The following is a 22,153-nucleotide window of genomic DNA, read 5'->3' on the forward strand; positions in this document are numbered from 1 at the left end:
GGTCAGTCGCGGGGCTCCGCGTGCCGCACGAGGGCTTCCAGGGCGCGGAACCACGCCTCGCCGAGGTCCCGCACGGCGTCCTCGGTGAGGAGGTCCGCGGCGAAGGACCAGTGCGCCGCGAGGCGCGGTCCCTCCGGGCGGTCCTCGGTGAGGGCGTTGAGGGTGAGGGCGTGCGACATGGGCATGTCCGGGTCGGCGTCGAGGTCGGCGGCGTCCTCCTCGGGGGCGTAGGACCAGTCGGCGTCCTCCGCGTGCCCGAAGCGGCCCATGTAGTTGAACTCGATCTGCGGTTCCGCGAGTCGGGCGAGCGCGGGCGCGGTCTCCGGGTTCAGGTGGCGCAGCAGCCCGTGCCCCGTACCGGCACCGGGGAGGCCGGTGAGGTGGGCGCGGACGCGGGCCACGGCGGCCTCGGGGTCATCCGCGCCGGAGGGGCCGGGGTCGAGGCGTACGGGGACGACCGTGGTGAACCAGCCGACGGTGCGGGAGAGGTCCGCGTCGCCCGCGATGTCCTCGTCCCTGCCGTGGCCCTCCAGGTCCACCAGGACGGGGCCGCCGGTGCCGCCGAGCACGCGGGCGCGCCAGTCGGACACCGCCTGGGCGAAGGCCGTGAGCAGCACGTCGTTGACGCTCGCGCCGAACGCGGCGGGCACGGCGCCGAGCAGGGGCCCGGTGAGGTGCGGGGGCAGGGTCAGCGAGACGTACCCCGTCGTCGCGACCGTGTCGCGCGCCGTGTCGAGCGGGCGGGGCAGCGGGAGCCCGGCGCCCTCGGCGAGCACGTCGGTCCACCACGGCAGTTCGTCGGCCGTCGCGGGCTCCGCCGCCCGCGCGCCGAGCAGGCGCGACCAGCGGGCGAAGGACATCTCGACCGGGGCGAGCGCGGGGGCCCGCCCCTCCCGCACCGCGTCCCACGCGGCGGCCAGGTCAGGGAGGAGCGCGCGCCAGGACACGCCGTCGACGGCGAGGTGGTGGACGAGCAGGAGCAGCCGCCCCGCCCGCCCGGGACCGGCGTCGTACCAGACCGCGCGGACCATCGCCCCCGCCTCGGGGTCGAGGCCGGCCCGCGCCTCCTCGGCGTGCGCGGCGACGGCGGCGCGCAGCGCCTCCGGGTCGTCCGCCTCGGCCCGTACGTCCGCGCGCCGCAGCCAGTCGCGTACGTCGCACTCCCCCGCCGCCGGGACCGTGAGCGCGGGCTCGGGCGCGCTCACGAGGCGGGCGCGGAGCATGTCGTGGCGGGCGGCGAGGGCGCCGAGCACGGTGAGGAAGCCGTCCTCGGTGAGGTCGGCGGGGGTACGGACCAGGGCGGCCTGGTGGTAGGCGGCGAGGGGGCCGCCGCGCTCCACGAGGGAGCGCATGATCGGGGTGAGCGGGACCGTGCCCGTGCCGTCGTCGTGCGTGGTGCCGCGCTCGGCGGGGGCGAGCGGGCTGGCGAGCGGGGCGAGCGCGACGACGGTGCGGTGCTGGAGCAACTGGCGCGGGGTCAGGCGCAGTCCGGCCGCGCGGGCGCGGGCGACGACCTGCATCGCGATGATGCTGTCCCCGCCGAAGGAGAAGAAGTCGTCGTCGGTGCCGACGGCGTCGGCGGGCAGGCCGAGCGCTTCGGCGAAGAGAGCGCGCAGGGTGCGCTCGGTGGCGTTCTCCGGGGCCCGGCCGCCGCCCGCCGCGGTGAAGTCGGGGGCGGGCAGCGCGGCGCGGTCGAGCTTGCCGTTGGGGAGCAGCGGGAGGCGGTCGAGGACGACGACGGCGGCCGGGACCATGTACTCGGGGAGCGTCGCGGCGGCGTGGGCGCGCAGCTCGGCGGGCTCGGGCGCGGGGCCGTGCGGGGCGGCGTAGGCGAGGAGCTGGTGGACGCCGGGGCGGGGCTCGCGGGTGACGACGACGGTGCGGGCGACGGCGGGGTGGCTGTCGATCGCCTTCTCGATCTCGGCGAGTTCGACGCGGTAGCCGCGGATCTTGACCTGGTCGTCGGCGCGTCCCGCGAAGCGCAGGAGTCCTTCCTCGGTCCAGCGGGCGAGGTCGCCCGTGCGGTACATGCGCTCCCCGGCGGGGCCGTACGGGTCGGCGAGGAAGCGTTCCGCGGTGAGCGCGGGCCGGTCGAGGTAGCCGCGCGCGAGGCCGGGGCCCGCGAGGTACAGCTCGCCCGTGACGCCCGGCGGCACGGGGCGCAGCGCGGTGTCGAGCACGTAGGCGCGCGAACCGTGCACGGGGCGGCCCACGACGGGCTCCCCGGGGCTGTCCGCGACGCGGCCCACGAGCGCGTCGACGGTGGACTCGGTGGGCCCGTAGAGGTTGACCGCCTCGGTGTGCGGGAGGGCCGCGAGCCTGCTCCACAGCGCGGGCGGCACGGCCTCGCCGCCGAAGCCGACGAGCGCGAGGGGGCAGTCGCCCTCCGGGCCGACGAGTCCGCTGTCCGCCATGCGGGCGAGGAGGGACGGGGTGACCTCGATGAAGTCGATCGCGTGGGTGCGGACGAAGGCGGCGAGGAGTTCGGGGTCGCGGCGCGTCTCCTCGTCGGCGATGTGCACGGCGTGGCCGTCCAGGAGCCACAACTGCGGTTGCCAGGAGGCGTCGAAGGCGAACGACCAGGCGTGCGCGACGCGCAGGTGGCGGCGGCCCGTGCGGCGGCGTGCCGTCTCGTGGAGGTCGTGGCGGTGGCTGTGGAAGAGGCTCGTGATGTTCCGCTGCGTGATGACGACGCCCTTGGGGCGCCCGGTGGAGCCGGAGGTGAAGATGACGTAGGCGGGGTGGTCGGGCTCCGGCGGGGTGGGCTCGGTCTGGGGCAGAGCCGCGAGCGGGGTGTCGATGCGGAGGACGGGCGTCCCGGTCTCCGGGAGCGTCGTGCCCGCCGTGGTGAGGACGAGGACGGGGCGGGCGTCGGTGAGCTGGGCGGTGAGCCTGGACTCGGGGAGTTCGGTGTCGAGGGGCAGGTAGGCGGCGCCCGCGCGCATGACGGCGAGGATCGCGACCAGGTGCGCGGTGGTGCGGGGCAGGGCGAGGGCGACGGTGCGCTCGGGCGCGGCGCCGTGCGCGGCGAGGACGCGGGCCAGTTCCTCGGTGCGCCGGTCGAGTTCCGCGAAGGTGAGGCTCGTGCGGCCGTCCGTGACGGCCACGGCGTCGGGGCTCTCCGCGACCTGCGCGGCGAGGAGCTCGGGGATCGTGTGCGGGTGCGCGGGTTCCGGGAGCGCGGTGTCGTTCCAGGTGGTGAGGACCCGGTGGCGCTCGGCGGGCTCGAGGAGGTCGAGCCGCCCCACGGGCAGCTCGGGGTCCTCCGCCATGCCCGTCAGGAGCCCCGCGAGGGCGTCCGCGAGGCGCCGCGCCGTCGCCGCGTCGATGAGGTCGGGGCGGAACTCGGCGGTCAGGCGCAGGTGTGCGCCCGGCTCGACGGCCCACGCGAAGGGGTAGTGCGTGGAGTCCTCGTGGTCGCGCACGGTGGCGCGCGGGGCCTCGCCGCGCGCGGGGTCCTCGGCGACGGGGTACGACTCGAACACCACGAGGGTGTCGAAGAGTTCGCCGAGTCCGGCGGCGCGCTGGATGTCGGCGAGGCCGAGGTGCTGGTGTGCCAGAAGCCGGGACTGCTCGTCCTGGAGCCGCGCGAGGAGGGCCGCCGCGCTCTCGTCCTGGCGCAGGCGGACGCGCACGGGGACGGTGTTGATGAAGAGCCCGATCATCGATTCGGCGCCCGGGAGTTCGGGCGAGCGGCCCGCGACGGTGGCGCCGAAGACGACGTCGGTGCGCCCGGTGATCCGGCCGAGGAGGACACCCCAGGCGGCTTGCACGAGGGTGTTGAGGGTGACGCCCCGGGAGCGGGCGAACGCCTCCAGCGCGGCGGTACGGGCCCGGTCCAGCTCCAGGGTGTGGGTGTGCGGGACGGCGGCGGCCCGGTCGGGGTCGGCGGGGGCGAGGCGTGTCGGTTCGGTGAGTCCGGAAAGGGCCTCGGCCCACGCGGTCGCCGCCGCTTCGCGGTCCTGCGCGGCGAGGTGGCGCAGGTGGGCGCGGTAGGGGGCGGGCGGGGGCGGGGTGCGGCCCTCGTAGCGGGCCCACAGTTCGGCGGTGAGCAGGGGCAGGGACCAGCCGTCGAGCAGGAGGTGCTGGTGGGAGAGGACGAGGCGGTGGCGGCCGGGTCCTGTGCGGGCGAGGAGGAGGCGCAGGAGCGGGGGGCGTACGGGGTCGAAGCGGCGGCGCTCCTCGGCGAGGAGGCGGGTCCAGTCGGCTTCGGCGTTCGCGGCGGGGCCCGTCAGGTCCACCGTGCGCCACGGCAGTGCCGCCGTGCGCGGGACGACGGCGACGGGGCGGCCCGTGGAGAGGTGCCGGAAGCCGCTGCGGAGGTTGTCGTGGGCGTCCAGGAGGTCCTGGGCGCTGGCGCGCAGGCGCGCGGCGTCGAGGGGGCCTTCGAGGTCGTAGGAGACCTGCACGGTGTAGACGTCGGGGCCCTCGTCGCCGGAGTCGAGCGCGGCGTGGAAGAGGAGTCCGGCCTGGAGCGGGGAGAGGGGCAGCAGCCGGGTCCCGGCCGGGAGGCCCGCGAGTTCGGCGCGCTCGGCGTCGGTGAGGGCGAGCAGGTCCGTGTCCGCGTCCGCGTCCGCCGCGGGGTCCGCTGTCGTGGCGACGGCGGCGAGTCCGGCGACGGACTTGTGGCGGAAGACGTCGCGGGGGCTGAGGGCGAGTCCGGCGGCGCGGGCGCGGGCGACGAGCCGCATCGCGACGATGCTGTCCCCGCCGAGGGCGAAGAAGTCGTCGTCGACGCCGACGCGCGGCAGGCCGAGGACGTCCGCGTAGAGCGCGGCGAGGGTTTCCTCGCGCGGGGTGCGCGGGGCCGCGTCGCCGGTTTCCGCGGCGAAGTCCGGTGCGGGCAGGGCCCGGCGGTCGAGCTTGCCGTTCGGGGTGAGCGGGAGCGCGTCCAGGAGGAGCACGGCGGCGGGCACCATGTGCTCGGGGAGCGCCGCCGCGGCGTGGGCGCGCAGCGTCGTGGGGTCGGCGGCGGCTCCGGGCGCCGGGACGACGTACGCGACGAGGCGGTCCTCACGCAGGACGACGGTGGCGTGCGCGACGTCCTCGTGGGTGCTCAGGGCGGCCTCGATCTCGCCGGGTTCGACGCGGAAGCCGCGCAGCTTGACCTGCTCGTCGGTGCGGCCGAGGTACTCCAGCTCGCCGTCGGCGGTCCAGCGCGCGAGGTCGCCCGTGCGGTACATGCGCTCCCCGGCGGGGCCGTACGGGTCGGCGACGAAGCGCTCGGCGGTGAGGGCGGCGCGGCCGAGGTAGCCGCGCGCGAGCTGGACGCCCGCGAGGTACAGCTCGCCCGCGACGCCCGGCGGGACCGGGCGCAGGCGCGCGTCGAGCACGTACGTACGGGTGTTGCGCACCGGGCGGCCGATCGGCACCGTGCCGCCGGGCGTGGCGCCCACCTCGTGCGCGGTGACGTCGACGGACGCCTCGGTGGGCCCGTACAGGTTGTGCAGGCGGCACCCGGGCAGGACCTCGTGGAAGCGCGCGGCGAGCGGCGCGGGCAGGGCCTCGCCGCTGCACACGACGCGGCGCAGGGACGCGCAGCCGGGCGCGGTCGGCTCGGCGAGGAAGGCGCGGAGCATCGAGGGCACGAAGTGGGCGGTCGTGACGCGCTCGCGGCAGATCAGGTCCGCGAGGTGGGCGGGGTCCTGGTGGCCGCCGGGGCGGACGACGACGAGCGTCGCACCGGTCACGAGCGGCCAGAAGAACTCCCAGACGGAGACGTCGAATCCGGCGGGGGTCTTCTGGAGCACGCGGTCCCCGGCGCCGAGCCGGTGGTGGTCCTGCATCCAGCGCAGGCGGTTCGCGATGCCCGCGTGGGGCACCGTGACGCCCTTGGGGCGGCCCGTGGAGCCCGAGGTGTAGAGGACGTAGGCGGGGTGGCGGGGGTCGGGCGCGGCGGGGAGCGGCGCGTCGGCGGGGCGCTCGGGGGTGCCGTCGGGGTCGACGGCGAGGCGCGGGACCTCGCTGTCGGGGAGGGCGACGCCCCCGGTCGTGACGAGGCACGCCGGGCGGGCGTCGTCGAGCGTGTACGCGAGGCGGTCGAGGGGGTAGCCGGTGTCGAGCGGCAGGTAGGCGGCGCCCGCGCGGTGCACGGCGAGCAGCGTCACGACGAGGGCGACGGAGCGCGGGAGGGCCACGGCGACGGTGCTCTCGGCGCCCGCGCCGTGCGCGGCGAGGGTACGGGCGAGGGCGTCCACGCGCGCGTCGAGTTCCGCGTACGTGAGCGAGGCGCCCTCGAAGACGAGCGCGGTCGCCTCCGGGGTGCGGGCCGCCTGGGCCCGGAACGCCTCGGGGAGCGTGACGTCCCGCCCCGCCTCCTCGGTGGCGTTCCACGCGGTGAGGACGAGGGAGCGCTCGTCCTCGCGCAGGACGTCGAGCGTCGCGAGCGGGGCGTCCGGCGCGGCGACCGCCTGCTCCAGGAGCGAGACGAGGCGCTCGCCGAGGAGTGCGGCGGTGCGCGCGTCGAAGAGGTCGGCGCTGTACTCGATCCAGCCCTGGATGCCGCCGCCCTCACCCTGCTCCACGAAGTCGAAGCTGAGGTCGAACTTCGCGGTGTCCTGGCCGACGCTCTCGCGCCGCGAGGCGAGCCCCGGCAGGAGCGGCGCCTCGGCGCCCTCGCCCGCGAGGTGCACGACCATCACCTGGAAGAGCGGGTGCCGGGCGAGCGAGCGGGCGGGGTGCAGGGCCTCCACGAGGCGTTCGAAGGGGAGCTCCTGGTGGGCGTAGGCGGCGAGGTCGGTCTCGCGGACGCGGGCGAGGAGTTCGGCGAAGGTCGGCTCGCCGGAGAGGTCCGTGCGCAGCACGAGGGAGTTGACGAAGAAGCCGACGAGGTCTTCGAGGGCTTCGTCCGCGCGGCCCGAGACGGGCGCGCCGAGCGGGATGTCGTCGCCCGCGCCGAGCCGGTGCAGGAGGCCGGCGACGGCTGCCTGCGCGACCATGAACATGCTGACGCCGTGCGTGCGGGCGAGGGCGCGCAGGGCGCGCTCCAGGTCCGGGGAGACGGTGAAGCCGACGGTGCCGCCGCGCCCGCTCGACTCGGCGGGGCGGGGCCTGTCGGTGGGGAGGTTCAGCTCCTCGGGGAGCCCGGCGAGCGCGCGGGTCCAGTGGTCAAGGAGGGCGGGCCCGGTCTCGGCGAGGAGGTCCCGCTGCCACAGCGTGTAGTCGGCGTAGCGGGCGGGCAGCGGCGACCAGTCGGGGGCGCGGCCCGCGGCGCGCGCGGCGTAGGCGGTGGCGAGGTCGGCGCGCAGGGGGCGGTCCGACCACTCGTCGGTCGCGATGTGGTGGAGGACGAGGAGGAGGACGTGCTCCCCGGGTCCGGTGGGCGCGAGCGCGGCGCGCAGCGGGAGGTCACGGGCCAGGTCGAAGGGCCGGGCGACCTCGGCGGACAGCTCCTCGTGCCCCACGGTCGTGAGCGGGACCGCGGCCTCCTCGGGTGTCAGGACCCGCTGGTACGGGATGCCTTCGACGGCCGGGAAGACCGTGCGCAGCGGGGCGTGGCGGGTCACGACGTCGTGGAGGGCGGCTTCGAGAGCGGCCCGGTCCAGCTCGCCGGTCAGGCGCCACGCGGTGGGGATGTGGTAGGCGGTGCCGGTCTCCTCGACCTGCTGGAGCAGCCACAGGCGCTGCTGCGCCGAGGAGAGCGGGAGGCGCGCGGGGACGGGGCGCGGGGTGGCGAGGGCGGGGCGTGCGGGGCCCGTCGCCGCGTCGATGCGGGCGGCGAGGCGCGCGGGGGTCGGCGCGTCGAAGACCGTGCGCAGCGAGAGGTCGGCGCCGAGTGCCGAGCGGAGGCGGGCGACGAGGCGCATCGCGGTCAGCGAGTGGCCACCGAGGGCGAAGAAGTCGTCGTCGGGGCCCACGTGTTCCTGGTCGAGCACGGCGGCGAAGAGCGTGCACAGCAGTTCCTCGCGCGGCGTGCGCGGCAGCCGGCCGCCGCTCGCGGCCGGGGACGGCGGGGCGGGCAGGGCGGCCGTGTCGAGCTTGCCGTTGACGGTACGGGGCAGGGCGGCCAGGGCGACGAAGGCGCCGGGGACCATGTGGTCCGGGAGGGTGGCGGCGGTGCGGGCGCGCAGCTCTCCGGGGTCGGTCGCGGTGCCGGGCGCGGCGACGACGTAGGCGAGGAGGCGGTCCTCGCGGACGACGACGGCGGCGGCCGAGACGGCGGGGTGGCGTGTCAGCACGGCCTCGATCTCGCCGAGTTCGACGCGGAAGCCGCGGATCTTGACCTGGTCGTCGGCGCGCCCGAGGAAGACGAGGGTGCCGTCCGCGTCGCGGCGCACGAGGTCGCCCGTGCGGTACATGCGCGCCCCCGCGACCGGGGCGTACGGGTCGGCGACGAAGCGCTCGGCGGTGAGCGCGGGGCGGCCGAGGTAGCCGCGCGCGAGGCCCTCGCCCGCGAGGTACAGCTCGCCGGGGACGCCGACCGGGGCCGGGCGCAGGGCTTCGTCCAGGACGTGGGCGCGCGTGTTGTCGAGCGGCGCCGCCCACGCGCCTTCGGGGGTGTGGTGCCAGCCGTAGGCGTCGACGGCGCACTCGGTGGGGCCGTACAGGTCGTGCACGGTGGTGTGCGGGAGCGCGGTGAGGCGCTGCCACAGGGCGGGCGGCGTGGCCTCGCCGCCGACCGCGAGGACGGCGGGAACGTGGCGCGCGCGGTCGCCGGGGCCGGTCTCGGCGAGGAAGCCGTGGTGGAGGAGTTCGCGCAGGTACGTCGGCGTGAGGTCCGCGAAGTCGACGCGCGCGTCCGTGACGCGGTCGAGCAGCGCCTCCGGATCGCGCATCGTCGACTCGTCCACGACGTGGAGTTCGTGCCCGGCCAGGAGCCAGAGCAGCGGTTCCCAGGAGCCGTCGAAGCTGAACGAGGCGGCGTGCAGGGCGCGCAGGGTCGCGCGGCCCGTCGTGCGCACGGCGGGGGTGATGAGGTCGCGCAGGTGGGCGGCGTAGAGGTTGGACAGGCCCCGGTGGGTGCCGATGACGCCCTTGGGGCGACCGGTGGATCCGGAGGTGTAGATGGTGTACGCGGCCTGGTCGGGGCGGGGCGCGGGGGGTGCGGCGGACGCGGGCCCGGGTTCGTGGCGCGCGGGCTCGTCGAGGAACAGGCGTGGCACTCCCGGGACTTCGGGCAGCTCCGCCGCGTACTCCGTGGTCGTCACGAGGCACACGGGTGCCGCGTCGGCGAGCATGAACTCCAGGCGCTCGGCCGGGTGCGCCACGTCGAGCGGGAGGTACGCGGCCCCGGCGGCGAGGACGCCGAGGAGCCCGGGGACCATCTCCTCGCGGGGCAGGGCGAGCGCGACGACGGCACCGGGCGCGGTGACGTGCGGGCGCAGGCGGGCGGCGAGCGCGGTCACGGAGGCGTGCAGGGCGGCGAAGGTGGTGCGGCGCGGCGCGGCGTCGGGCCCGGTGACGAGGGCGGTGGCCGCGGGGGCGCGGCGGGCGGTGTCGGCGAGGATCTCGGGCACGGAGCGGGTCTCGACGGGGTGGGCGGTGTCGTTCCAGCCGCCCGTGCCGGTGCCGTCCCCGGTGCCCGTGCCGTCCCACGTGCCCGTGGCCTTCGCGTGCTCCTCGGGCGTCAGGATGTCCAGGTCGCGGAGCGGGACGCCGGGGGTGCGGGCCGCGCGGTCCAGGAGGAGGACGAGGCGTTCGGCGAGGAGCGCGGCCGTCTCCGGTGCGGCGAGGTCGGTCGCGTACTCCAGGAGCAGCGTGATGCCGCCGTCCGCGTCGGAGGCGTCCACGAAGGTGAAGTCGAGGTCGAACTTGGCGGTGCCCGTGTCCATGTCGTACCACTCGGCGGGCAGCCCGAGGAGAGTGGCCGCGTCGCCCTCGGGGCGGTGGTGGTAGCCCAGCATGACCTGGAAGAGCGGGTTGCGCCCGGTGACGCGGGGCGGGTTGACGGCCTCCACGAGCCGGTCGAAGGGGAGGTCCTGGTGCTCGAAGGCGGCGAGGGACGACTCCCGTACCCGGGCGAGGAGTTCGGTGAAGGTGGGGGTCCCCGAGAGGTCGGTGCGCAGGACGAGGGTGTTGACGAAGAAGCCGACGAGGTCGTCGAGTCCGCCGTCGGTGCGCCCGGCGATGGGCGCGCCGAGCGGGATGTCCTCGCCCGCGCCGAGCCGGTGCAGGAGCGCGGCGGTCGCGGCCTGGAGGAGCATGAACATGCTCGTGCCGCTCGCGGCGGACAGCTCGCGCAGGGCGCGCCCGGTCGCGGCGGGCACCTCGCGGCGCACGACGGCGCCGTGCCCGGTGGGCGCGGCGGGGCGCGGCCGGTCCAGGGGCAGGGCCAGCTCTTCGGGGGCGCCGTCAAGGGCCTCTGTCCAGAAGGCGAGTTGCCGGGCGCCGAGCTGGTCCAGGAGCTGTTCCTGCCACAGCGTGTAGTCGGCGTACTGGACGGGAAGCGGGGCCCACTCGGGCGCGGTGCCCCGCGCACGCGCCGCGTAGGCGGTGTCGAGGTCGGCGAGGAAGGGCCGGTCGGACCACTCGTCGGTCGTGATGTGGTGCAGGACGAGCGCGAGGACGTGTTCCTCGGGCGCGAGGGTGAACACCTCGGCGCGTACGGGTAGTTCGCGCGTGAGGTCGAAGGGGCGGCGCTGCGCGGCCTCGATGAGCGCGGGCAGGTCGGCCTCGGAGCGCTCGCTCACGGTGAGCGGCGGCCGGGCCTCGTCGGCGGGGACGAGGAGCTGGTACGGCTCCCCTTCGTGCACGCCGACGAGGGTGCGCAGCGACTCGTGACGCACCGTGACGTCGTGGAGAGCCCGGCGCAGGGCCTCGGTGTCGAGGGCGCCGCGCAGCCGTACGACGAGCGGGAAGTTGTAGGCGGGGCTCGCGCCTTCGAGCTCCTGGACGAGCCACAGGCGGCGCTGCGCCGCCGAGAGGGGGACGCGGTCGGGGCGCTCCGCGCGGGCGGTGAGGGCGGGGCGGGCGGGCTTCCCGGTGTGCGCGCGGGCGGCGAGGAGCGCGGGGGTGGGGGCCTCGAAGAGGTCGCGGATGGCGAGTTCGGCGCCGAGTTCGGCGCGGGCGCGGCTGATGAGGCGGGTGGCGAGCAGGGAGTGGCCGCCGAGATCGAAGAAGTTGTCCTCGGCCCCGGCCTCCGCGAGCCCGAGCACGTCGGCGAAGAGGCGGCACAGCACCTCCTCGCGCGGGGTGCGGGGCCCGCGCCCGCCGCCGAGCGCGACGGCCGGCTCGGCCTCGGGCAGCGCGCGGACGTCGAGCTTGCCGTTGGCGTTCATGGGCAGCGCGTCGACGGTCACGAAGGCGGCGGGGACCATGTAGGCGGGCAGGGTGCGGCCCAGGTCCTCGCGCAGGGTGCGGACGAGTGCGGCGGTCCCGCGCGCGGCGGTCGGGTCGTTGGTGTACGGGGCGCCGGAGCCGCGCGGACGGAACAGGCCCCCGGCGAGCCGGGGTTCACCGCTCCCCGGCGCGAGGAACACGGCCTCGTACGCGCCGTCCCGCGCGGACCACGTGGTCAGGACGCGGCGGCCCGCGGCCTCTCCCATGCGGTGCACGGCCTCGGGCGCGACCCCGTCCGCGCGGGTGCGGCCGTCCGGGATGCCGGTGAGGCGCAGGGCCTCCCCGGTCCCGGCGAGGAGCTGGGCCGCGTCCTCCTCCGTCGTCCAGGCGGTCTCCCGCACCGCGCGCAGGTCCGTGTCCGCCGGGCCCGCGTGGAGGACGACGTCGTAGCGGTGCCGGGTCAGCTCGTTGTCGTGGTGGCCGCGCTTGGTGCGCAGATCGGCCCCGTACCCGAGGCTCGTGAAGTAGTCGGGATCGACGAGGAGTTCCTTCTCCAGGCGCAGCCCGCGCGCCACCGCGCGCTCCAGGTCCTCGGGGGCGGTGCCGCGCGCCCGCTGGATCTCGGTGTGGAAGGTGCGGGCGAGGCGCAGGTTGCGCACGTCGCCGACGAAGAGGGCGCCGCCGGGGGCGAGGAGGCCCATCGCGCCCTCGATGACGCCGGTCAGGTACGCGACGCCGGGGAAGTACTGGATGACGGAGTTGATGACGATCGTGTCGAAGAAGCCGGTGGGCAGGCCGCTCAGGTCGTCGGCGGGGCGGCAGCGCAGCTCCACGCGCGCGGCCAGCTCCGGGTCGGTGGACCGCAGTTCGGCCTCGATCTTGCGGATCACGGGTGCGGCGATGTCGGTCGCCCAGTACGCCTCCGCGTCCTTGGCGAGCCCGGAGAGGAGGAGCCCGGAGCCCACGCCGATCTCCAGGACGCGGCGCGGCCTGAGCGCGCGGACGCGGTCGAGTGTGGCCGCGCGCCACTCGCTCATCTCCGCGAAGGGGATGGGCTCGCCGTCGTAGGAGCTGTCCCAGCCGTCGTAGCGCTCGGTGGAGACGGCGGTGCCGATCTTCTCGTACTCGTCGGTGTAGATCTCGCGCCACTCGCCGACCTGCGCCTCCTCGGCGGCGGTGCGGGCGTCGGCGCCCGAGGGGACGACGTAGCCGACGAGGCGGTCCTCGCGGACGACGACGGCGGCCTGGGCGACGAGCGGGTGGCGGCTGAGCGCCGTCTCGATCTCGCCGGGCTCGACGCGGTAGCCGCGGATCTTGACCTGGTCGTCGGTGCGGCCCAGGTAGTCGAGGTTGCCGTCCGGGCGACGGCGCAGGAGGTCCCCGGTGCGGTACATGCGGGAGCCGGGCGCGCCGAAGGGGTCGGCGACGAAGCGTTCGGCGGTCAGCGCCGGGCGGTCGAGGTAGCCGCGCGCGAGACCGACACCCGCGATGTACAGCTCGCCGGGCACGCCGTCCGGCACGGGGCGCAGCCAGGCGTCCAGGAGGTGGGCGCGGGTGCCCCGGATGGGGCGGCCCACGGTGGGGGTCGCGCTGTCGGGGGTGCCGCCGCCGAGGGTGTTGATCGTGTACTCGGTGGGCCCGTACAGGTTGTAGCCGTAGGTGCCTTCGGTGTCGCGCAGCGCCGTCCACACGGTCTCGGGGACGGCCTCGCCGCCGAGCAGGACGAGCGGTGGCACGTGTCCTTCGAGCAGGCCCTGCTCGATGAGGAGGCGCGCGTAGGTGGGGGTCACGTTGACGACGTCCACGCGGTGTTCCGCGCAGTAGGCGACGAGGGCCTCGGCGTCGCGGCGCAGGTCCTCGTCGCACACGTGGACCTCGTGGCCCTCGACGAGCCAGAGCAGTTCCTCCCACGACATGTCGAAGGCGAAGGAGACGGTGTGCGCGATGCGCAGGCGCCGGCCCCCGGCGGCGGCGACGGCCGGGGCGAAGACCTCCTTCTGGTGGTTGATCTGCATGTTCGTCAGTCCCCGGTACGGGGTGACGACGCCCTTGGGACGCCCGGTCGAGCCGGAGGTGTAGATGACGTACGCGGGGTGTTCGAGGCTGAAGCGGAGGCGTACGGGGGTGTCGGGCAGCGCGGCGAGTTCGGCCACCACGGCGGGGTCGTCGAGCAGGAGGCGCGGGGTGTCCCCGGCGAGGGTCGCGGAGACCTCCGTACGGCTGAGCAGGAGCAGCGGGCGGGCGTCGGCGAGCATGTCCGCGAGCCGGTCGGCGGGGTGGTCCAGCTCCAGGGGCAGGTACGCGGCGCCGGTGCGCAGGACGGCGAAGAGCGCCACGACCATGTCGAGCGAGCGGGGCAGCGCGAGCGCGACGACGCGCTCGGGACCCGCGCCGCGCGCGAGGAGCAGGCGCGCGACGCGGTTGACGGCGGCGTCGAGCGCGGCGTACGTGAGCGTGCGCGCGCCGAAGACGAGGGCCGTGGCGTCAGGGGTGCGCGCGGCCTGTTCGGCGAGGAGGCCGGCGACGGTCTTCGCGGGCACCTCGGCCTCGCTCGCGGCCCGCTCGGCGCGCAGCGCGGCGTGCTCGGCGGGCAGCAGCGCGTCGAGGGAGCCGACGGGGGCCGCGAGGTCCTCGCTCAGGCGGTCCACGAGGAGCGTGAAGCGGTCGAGGAGGGCGCGGGCCCGCTCGGCGGGGATCAGGTCGGGGCGGTGGCTCAGCGAGACGGTGACGCGCTCGCCCGGGGTGACGACGAGGTTGGCCGGGTAGTGCGTCGCGTCGACGTTGGCGACGGCGGTCGCGCCGTGGCGGGTGCGCAGGGCTTCGAGGCGGTCCTCGGTGTCGTTGTCGCGCAGGACGAAGAGGGTGTCGAAGAGCTTGCGGTGCCCGGTCTCGGCCTGGAGCACGCCGAGGCTGAGGTGTTCGTACGGCATCAGGCCGAGGCGTTCGTCCTGGATGCGGCGCAGCAGGCCGAGGACGGGCTCGGCGGGGTCGAGCGCGACACGCGTGGGGACGGTGTTGAGGAAGAGCCCGATGATGTCGCCGACGTCGGGGACCTCGCTGGGGCGGCCCGCGACGGTCGTGCCGAAGACGACGTCGGTGCGGCCGGTGGCGGTGGCGAGGGTCAGTCCCCAGGCGGCGTTGAGGAAGGTGTTGAGCGTCAGTCCGTGCACGCGTCCGGCCTCGCGCAGGCGGTCTCCCAGCGCGGCGGGCAGTCGCACGTCGAGCTGTTCCGGGATGACGGGTTCGAGGCCGTCCGCGGCTCCGGGGGCGAGCAGCGTCGGCTCGTCGAGCCCGGCGAGCGCGGTGCGCCAGGCGGCGGTCGCCGCGGTGTCGTCCTGGCGGGCGAGCCACGTCAGGTAGTCCTGGTAGCTGCCGGGCGCGGGGAGCGCGGTGGCGTCGCCCCCGTTCTCGTAGAGCGCGAACAGCTCGTCGAGGAAGAGCCAGGCGGACCAGCCGTCCCACAGGATGAGGTGGCGGCCGATGACGAGCCGGTCGCCGCGTCCCTCGCCGAGGCGCAGCAGGAGCAGCCGGAAGAGCGGGGGCGCGGAGAGGTCGAAGCGGCGCGCGCGCTCGGCGTCGGTCAGCTCCCGTACCCGGGCGTCCTGCCGGTCCGCGGGGAGGCCGGAGAGGTCCACCTCTTCGAGCGGGACGGGCGGGGCGTCCACGATGAACTGCGCGGGCGCGTCGAGTCCTTCGCTCGTGAAGCCGGCGCGCAGGCCGGGGTTGCGGTCCAGGAGGGCGCGCGCGGCGGCGCGGAGGCGGTCGGCGTCGAGACGGGTGGCGAAGTCGAAGGTCTCGTGGACGGTGTAGACGTCGAGGGCGCCCTCGTCGTACGCGGAGTGGAAGAACAGGCCCTCCTGGAGGGGGGCGAGCGGCCACACGTCGGTGACGGCGGCGGGCGCGGCGAGCGCGCGGACGCGGTCGAGCGCGGCCTCGGGGAGGGAGAGCGCGGCCGGGGGCCCGGCGGCCTCCGGGGCGGTGCGCGCGGAGGCGCAGTGGGCGGCGACGGCGGCGGGGGTGCGGTGGGTGAAGATGTCGCGCGGGCTCACGTCGAGACCGGCGGCGCGGGCGCGGCTCGCGACGCCGATGGAGCTGATGCTGTCGCCGCCGAGCCGGAAGAAGTCGTCGTCGGGACCGAGGTCGTCGAGGCCGAGTACGGCGGCGAAGACGGCGACGAGCGTTTCCTCCCGCGCGTTCGCGGGGGCGCGGCGCGCGGCGCGCGCGGCCTCGGGCGCGGGCAGCGCGGCCTGGTCGAGCTTGCCGCTCGGGGTGAGGGGCAGGTCGGCGAGGACGACGTAGTCCTCGGGCACGAGGGCGGCGGGCAGGGCGCGGGCGAGTGCGGCGCGCAGCGCGGCGGGCTCCAGTTCCGCGGTGCCCGTGGCGGGGACCGCGTAGGCGACGAGGCGCTGGGCGCGGACGAGTACGGCGCCGCGCGCGACGGAGGGGAGCCGCGTGAGGGCGGCTTCGATCTCGCCGGGCTCGATGCGGTTGCCGCGCAGCTTGACCTGCCGGTCGGTGCGGCCGAGGTAGTCGAGCGTGCCGTCGGGGCGGCGGCGCACGAGGTCGCCCGTGCGGTACATGCGGGCGCCCGGCTCGGTGGCGTACGGGTCGGCGACGAAACGTTCGGCGGTGAGCGCGGGGCGGCGGTGGTAGCCGCGCGCGAGCTGGACCCCGGTGAGGTACAGCTCGCCGGGGACGCCGTCGGGGACGGGGCGCAGGCAGGGGTCGAGGACGCGGAGGCCGGTGTTCCACACGGGGCGGCCGAGGGGCACGGTCGTGTCGGGCGCGCCGTCGAAGGCGTGGTGCGTGACGTCGACGGCGGCCTCCGTGGGCCCGTACAGGTTGTGCGGGCGCACCCCGGTGAGCGCGGTCCAGTGTGCGGCGGCCCGGCCGGAGAGGGCCTCGCCGCTGCTGAACACGAGCCGGAGCGAGGCCGCCCAGGACGGGTCGGCCGTCACCTCCTCGGAGGCGAGGAAGGCGTCCAGCATCGAGGGGACGAAGTGCGTCGCGGTGATGCCCTCGGCACGCACGGTGCGGGCGAGGTAGGCCGGGTCGCGGTGGCCCTCGGGTGCGGCGAGGACGACGGCGGCGCCCTCGCGCAGCGCCCAGAAGAACTCCCACACGCTGACGTCGAAGCTCGCGGGGGTCTTCTGGAGCACGCGGTCGGCGGCGGTGAGGCCGTACGCGCCCTGCATCCACGCGAGGCGGTTGGTGATGGCGCGGTGGGTGACGACGACGCCCTTGGGACGGCCCGTGGAACCCGAGGTGTGGATGAGGTAGGCGGGGTGGTCGGGGGCGGCCTCCGCGTACGGGGCGGTCTCCGCCTGCGAGTCGGCCTCCGTGTCCGGGGCGGTCTCCGCGTTCCGCGTGTTCCCGGTGTCCCGCGAGGGGTCGGCCGTGTGCCCTTCGCCGTCCACGAGGACCGTGTCGAGGCCGTGGTGCGCGGGCAGGCGTCCGGCGCCGTCCCCGGTCGTGACGACGGTGCGGGCGCCCGAGTCGGCCAGGACGTGCGCGATGCGCTCGGCGGGGTGGTCGAGGTCGATCGGCACGTACGCGGCACCGGACTTGAGGACGCCGAGCAGCGCGACCACGAGCCCGGCGGAGCGCGGCACCGCGACGGCGACGAACTCCTCGGGCCGGGCGCCCCGGGCGCGCAGCGTGCGGGCCAGCGTCGCCGCGCGGGCGTCGAGTGCGGCGTAGGTGAGACGTGTCCCCTCGTGCACGACGGCAATCGCGTCCGGGGTGCGGGCGGTCTGCGCGGCGATCGCGGCGGGAAGGGTGAGGGGGGCGACGTCGCGGTGTTCGCCCGTGCCGTGCGCGACTGCGCGCGCGTGCTCCTCGGCGCCGAGGAGGTCGAGCGAGGCGGCGGGGCGCGCGGTGTCCTCGGCGAGCGCGTCGAGTACGCGGGTGAGGCGTTCGGCGAGCAAGCGCACCGCCGCCCCGTCGAGGCGCTCGGCGTGGTGCTTGAGACGCAGGTCGAGGCGGCGGCCCGGCTTCACGATGAGCGCGAGCGGGTAGTGCACGGCGTCGTGGAAGGTGTGCCCGGTGAGGCGGACCGTTCCGGTGGGGTCGCTCAGGTCCGCGTCGGCCGGGTAGTTCTCGAACACCACGAGGGTGTCGAAGAGTTCGCCCTCGCCCGCGTGCCCGGCGAGGCGCTGGATCTCGGCGAGCCCGAGGTGCTGGTGGTCGAGGAGCGCGCCCTGCTCGCGCTGGAGGCGTTCCAGGACGGTGCCGAGCGGGTCTCCGGGGGCCCAGGCGAGGCGGGTGGGCAGGGTGTTGATGAAGAGGCCCGCCATCGACTCGATGCCGTCCACGGCCGCGTCGCGCCCCGACACCGTGGTGCCGAAGACGACGTCCTGCCGCCCGGTGAGCCCGGACAGGAGCAGGCCCCACGCGGCCTGTACGACGGTGCCGAGCGTGACGCCGTGCGCGCGGGCGCGGGCGGTGAGGCGGGCGGTGGTGGCCTCGGGCAGTTCGATCCGGACCTGGGCGGGCTCGATCGGTCCCGCGGGCGGGGCGGTGACGAGGCGGGTGGCCTCCTCGACCCCGGCGAGCGCGGTGCGCCACGCCGCGCGCGCCGCCTCGCGGTCGGCGCGGGCGAGGTGGGCCAGGTGGGCGCGGTACGGGGCGACGTCGGGCAGCGGCGCGGGCTCGTCCCCGTACAGCGCGAGGAGTTCGCGGTGCAGGACGGGCAGCGACCAGCCGTCGGCGACGATGTGGTGGAAGGTGAGCACGAGCCGGCTGTGCGCCTCGTCGAGACGGATCAGGGCGCAGCGCAGGAGCGGCGGGTGCGCGAGGTCGAAGCGCTGGGCGCGTTCGGCGGCGGCGACGCTCTCGGCGAGGGCGGGGTCCTGCCCGGTGAGGTCGGTCTCGCTCCAGGGGAGGTCGAGACCGGTCGCGACGACCTGCGCGGGGCGGCCGTCCGGGAGCGGGCGGAAGCAGGCGCGCAGCGGCGCGTGGCGGTCGACGAGGCGCTGTGCCGCGCGGCGCAGGAGGCGCGCGTCGACGGGCCCGGCGAGGTCGATGACCTGCTGGACGACGTAGGCGTCGTGCTCGGCGCCGTCGAGCAGGGCGTGGAAGTAGAAGCCCTCCTGGAGCGGTCCGAGGGGCAGGACCTCGGCGACGTCCAGCGCCCCGGGGGCCTGGAGCGCGGCGAGTTCGTCGGCGGTCGGCGGCTCCCAGGGCAGGTCATCGGGGGTTCGCGGGGTGCCCGGGGCGGTGCGCGCGGCGGTGGCGAGCTGGGCGGCCGTGCGGTGCCGGAAGACGTCGCGCGGGGTCAGTTCGAGCCCGGCGCGGCGGGCCCGGACGAGGAGCTGGATGGCGACGATGCTGTCCCCGCCGAGCGCGAAGAAGTCGTCGTCGGCGGTGACCGAGGCAAGGCCGAGCGTCTCCGCGTACAGGCGGCACAGGAGGCGTTCGCGGGCGGTGCGCGGGGCGCGGCCCGTGCTGAGGAGCCCGTAGTCGGGGACGGGGAGGGCGGCGGCGTCGAGCTTGCCGCTCGGGGTGACGGGGAGGCGGTCGAGGGGGACGAAGGCGGCGGGCACCATGTAGTCGGGCAGGGCCTCGGCGGCGTGCGCGCGCAGCGCGGTCATGAGCGCGGTGACGTTGCGGAAGGGTGCGGGGCGGTTGGCGTGCGGGTGCGGGCGGCCGGGGAGGTAGAGCGGACCGGCCGGGGGCTCCCCCGCGGGCGCGGCGTCCTCCGTTCCGGGCGCGAACAGCGCGTCGACGCTGCCGTCCTCCGCGTCCGCCGCCCAGGTGAGGGCGGCGCGGCGACCATGGCGTGCCGCGGTCTCGTGGAGGGTCTCGGGGTCGATGCCGGGGCCGCCCGTGCGGCTGCTGTCGTCGAGCCTGCCGAGCGCGGCGAGGTCGGGGGCGAGGCGCGCGTTGGGGATGCCGGTGACGCGCAGGGGCGCGGTACGGGCGGCGAGCGCGGCGCCGAGCGCCTCGGGCGTGCCGAGCGCGGACCAGGGCAGCGTCTCGGGGGCGTCGGCGGCCGGAGCGGTCCCCGGCCTGAGCACGACGTCGTAGCGGTAGCGCGTCAGCTCGTTGTGGTGGGTGCCGCGCTTGACGCGTATGTCGGCGGTGAAGCCGTCGAGCGCCGCGAAGTAGTCCGGGTCGAGGAGGAGTTCGCCCTCCCAGGCGAGGGCGCGGTCGACGGCGGCGCGCAGCGCCTCCTTGTCGTCGGCGGGGGTGCGCCCGGCCTCGATGGCGGCGGCGAGGGTGCGGTGCAGGCGCAGGTTGCGGACGTCGCCGACGAAGAGCGCGCCGCCGGGGGCGAGGAGCGCGGCGGCCGAACGGAGCACGCCTGTCAGGTAGTCGGCGTCGGGGAAGTACTGGACGACGGAGTTGACGACGATCGTGTCGAAGTGCCCCTCGGGCAGCCCGGACAGTTCGTGCGCGGGGCGGGCGCTCAGCGTGACCCGGTCCGCGAGGCCGGGCACGGCGTCCACCTGGGCGCGCAGGGCGCGTACGGCCTCCTCGGAGAGGTCCGTGCCCCAGTACTCGGCGCACTCGGGGGCGATGCGGGACAGGAGCAGCCCGCTGCCGACGCCGATCTCCAGCACCCGCCGGGGGCGCAGCTCCTGGATGCGGGCGACGGTCGCCTCGCGCCACTCGCGCAGGTCGGCGAGCGGCAGCGGCCTGCCGTCGTACATGCTGTTCCAGCCCGCGAAGTTCTCCTCGAAGCCGTCCGATCCGGCGGCCGCGTAGAGGAGTTCGTGCACGTCCTTCCACTCGGCGACGGCCTCGGTCGCCCCGGACGCGAGCGAGGGGACGACGTAGGCGGCGAGTCGGCGGTCGCCGGGACGGTCCTCGCGGACGACGACGGCGGCCTGGCCGACGGCGGGGTGGGCGCGGAGCACCGACTCGATCTCGCTGGGCTCGATGCGGAAGCCCCGGATCTTCGTCTGGCTGTCGGCGCGGCCGTGGAACTCCAGGCGCCCGTCCGCCTTCCAGCGCACGAGGTCCCCGGTGCGGTACAGACGCGTGCCGGGGGCGCCGTAGGGGTCGGCGACGAAGCGTTCGGCGGTGAGCGCGGGGCGGCCGAGGTAGCCGCGCGCGAGCCCGGCGCCGCCGAGGTACAACTCGCCCACGACACCGGCCGGTACGGGCCGCAGGGCGGCGTCGAGGACGTAGGCGCGGGTGCCGGGGTCGGGGACGCCGATGGGCACGATGTGGCCCGCGGGCGTGTCCGGGTCGCACAGGCCGAGCGTCGAGTTGGTCGTCGCCTCGGTGGGCCCGTACGCGTTGAACATCATCCGGCCGCGCGCGTAACGGCCCACGAGTTCGGGCGAGACGCGTTCGGTCCCCGCCAAGAGCGTGGCGGAGGCCGGGAGTTCGACGTCCTCGGGGAGCGCGGCGAGGAGCGCGGGCGGCAGGATCATGAAGGTGACGCCGTGCGCGTGCGCGTAGTCGGCGAGCGGGGCGCCGGGGACGCGGCGGTCCGCGGGGACGACGACGAGCCGGCCGCCGGAGAGCAGGCCGAGGCACAGGTCCCAGAAGGCCACGTCGAAGCTGGGCGAGGCGAACTGGAGGACGCGGCTGTGCGGACCGATCCCGAAGCGTTCGCGCTGCGTCGCGACGAGCTTCGCGACGCCGCCGTGCGAGAGGACGACGCCCTTGGGGCGCCCGGTCGAGCCCGAGGTGTAGATGACGTAGGCGGCGTGCGCGACGGTGAGCCGGTCGGCGGCGGCGGGGTCGTGCGCGGGGTGGGCAGCGAGTTCGGCGACGGTCTCCGGGGCGTCGAGCACCAGGGCCTCGGTGCCGGAGGGGAGCGCGGGCAGGTCGGGGAGCGTGTCGGCGGTGGTGACGAGGCACACGGGGCGGGCGTCGTCGAGCATGTACGCGACGCGGTCCGCCGGGTAGTCGGTGTCGACGGGGAGGTACGCGGCACCCGCCTTCAGCACGGCGACCTCGGCGACGATCATGTCCGCCGAGCGCGGTACGGCGAGGGCGACGACCCGCTCGGGCCCGGCGCCCCGGGCGACGAGGGCGTGGGCGAGGCGTGCCGCGCGGGCGTCGAGTTCCGCGTAGGTGAGCTGTTCGTCCTCGTGGACGAGGGCGATCTCCCCCGGGCGCGCGGCGACTTGTCCGGCGAACATGCGCGGCCAGGTGTGCGCGGGCACGTCGTGGTCCGTGTCGTTCCACTCGACGAGGACGCGGTGGCGCTCGGCCTCGTCGAGGAGCGCGAGCGCGGCGAGCGGGGTGCCGGGCCGGGCGCTGGCGTCCGCGAGGAGGGTCGCGTAGTGGCCGAGGACGCGGGCGGCGGTGGCGGGCGTGAAGAGCGCGGCGGCGTACTCGGCGCGGACCTCCTCGTCCGTCACGGTGAGGGCGAGGTCGAGCGGGCCGCCCTCGTCCCACGCGGCGGGGCCGAAGCCGGTGGCGCACAGCACGGTGCCGCCCCGGCCCCGCGGCGGGGCGAGCAGGGCGAGGAGTGCGGCACTGGGCAGCCGGTGGGCCTCGGCCCGCTCGCGCACCTCGGCGACGTGGGTGCGCAACTCGGCGAAGCTCATGGCCTCGTGCGGGGTGAGGCGCAGGGGCAGCCCCTCGTACGCGACCGTCAGGTCCCGCGCGCCGCCGCCGTAGCGGTGGAGCAGGGCGACGAAGGCGGCGAGCCGGGTCAACTCGTCGGTTCCACCGGCCTCCAGGGCCCGGGTGCCGGTCGCCAGTGGTCCGCTCTCGCGCGGGTGCGGGAAGTCCTGGGGCAGCGCGGTGCCGGGGACCTCGTCGGCGAAAGCCGTCGTCCAGTGAGCCGAAGCCGTGGTGTGCGCGGTGTGACGCGTGGTGCCCGACACAGCTGTGCCCGCCTCCCGATCGGTACGGAGCGGTCCCCGTGGGACCGCGATCACCCGCATAGTAAGGTAAGGGTTGCCTAACCCGATAGGGCATCAGGGGCGGCGCGCATCAGGCGGCTGAGGTTACGCTTGCCTAACCTGCC

General features: G+C 76.3%; 1 protein-coding gene. It reads right to left on the bottom strand.

The window, feature by feature from the left end:
- Positions 1-2: 2 nt before the first annotated feature.
- A complete protein-coding gene (locus tag STTU_RS06320) occupies positions 3-22,010 on the bottom strand; it encodes a non-ribosomal peptide synthase/polyketide synthase (protein ID WP_007820929.1) in 22,008 nt (7,335 codons plus the stop codon).
- Positions 22,011-22,153 lie beyond the last annotated feature (143 nt).

The sequence above is a fragment of the Streptomyces sp. Tu6071 genome, from assembly GCF_000213055.1.
GTDB classification, from domain to species: domain Bacteria; phylum Actinomycetota; class Actinomycetes; order Streptomycetales; family Streptomycetaceae; genus Streptomyces; species Streptomyces evansiae.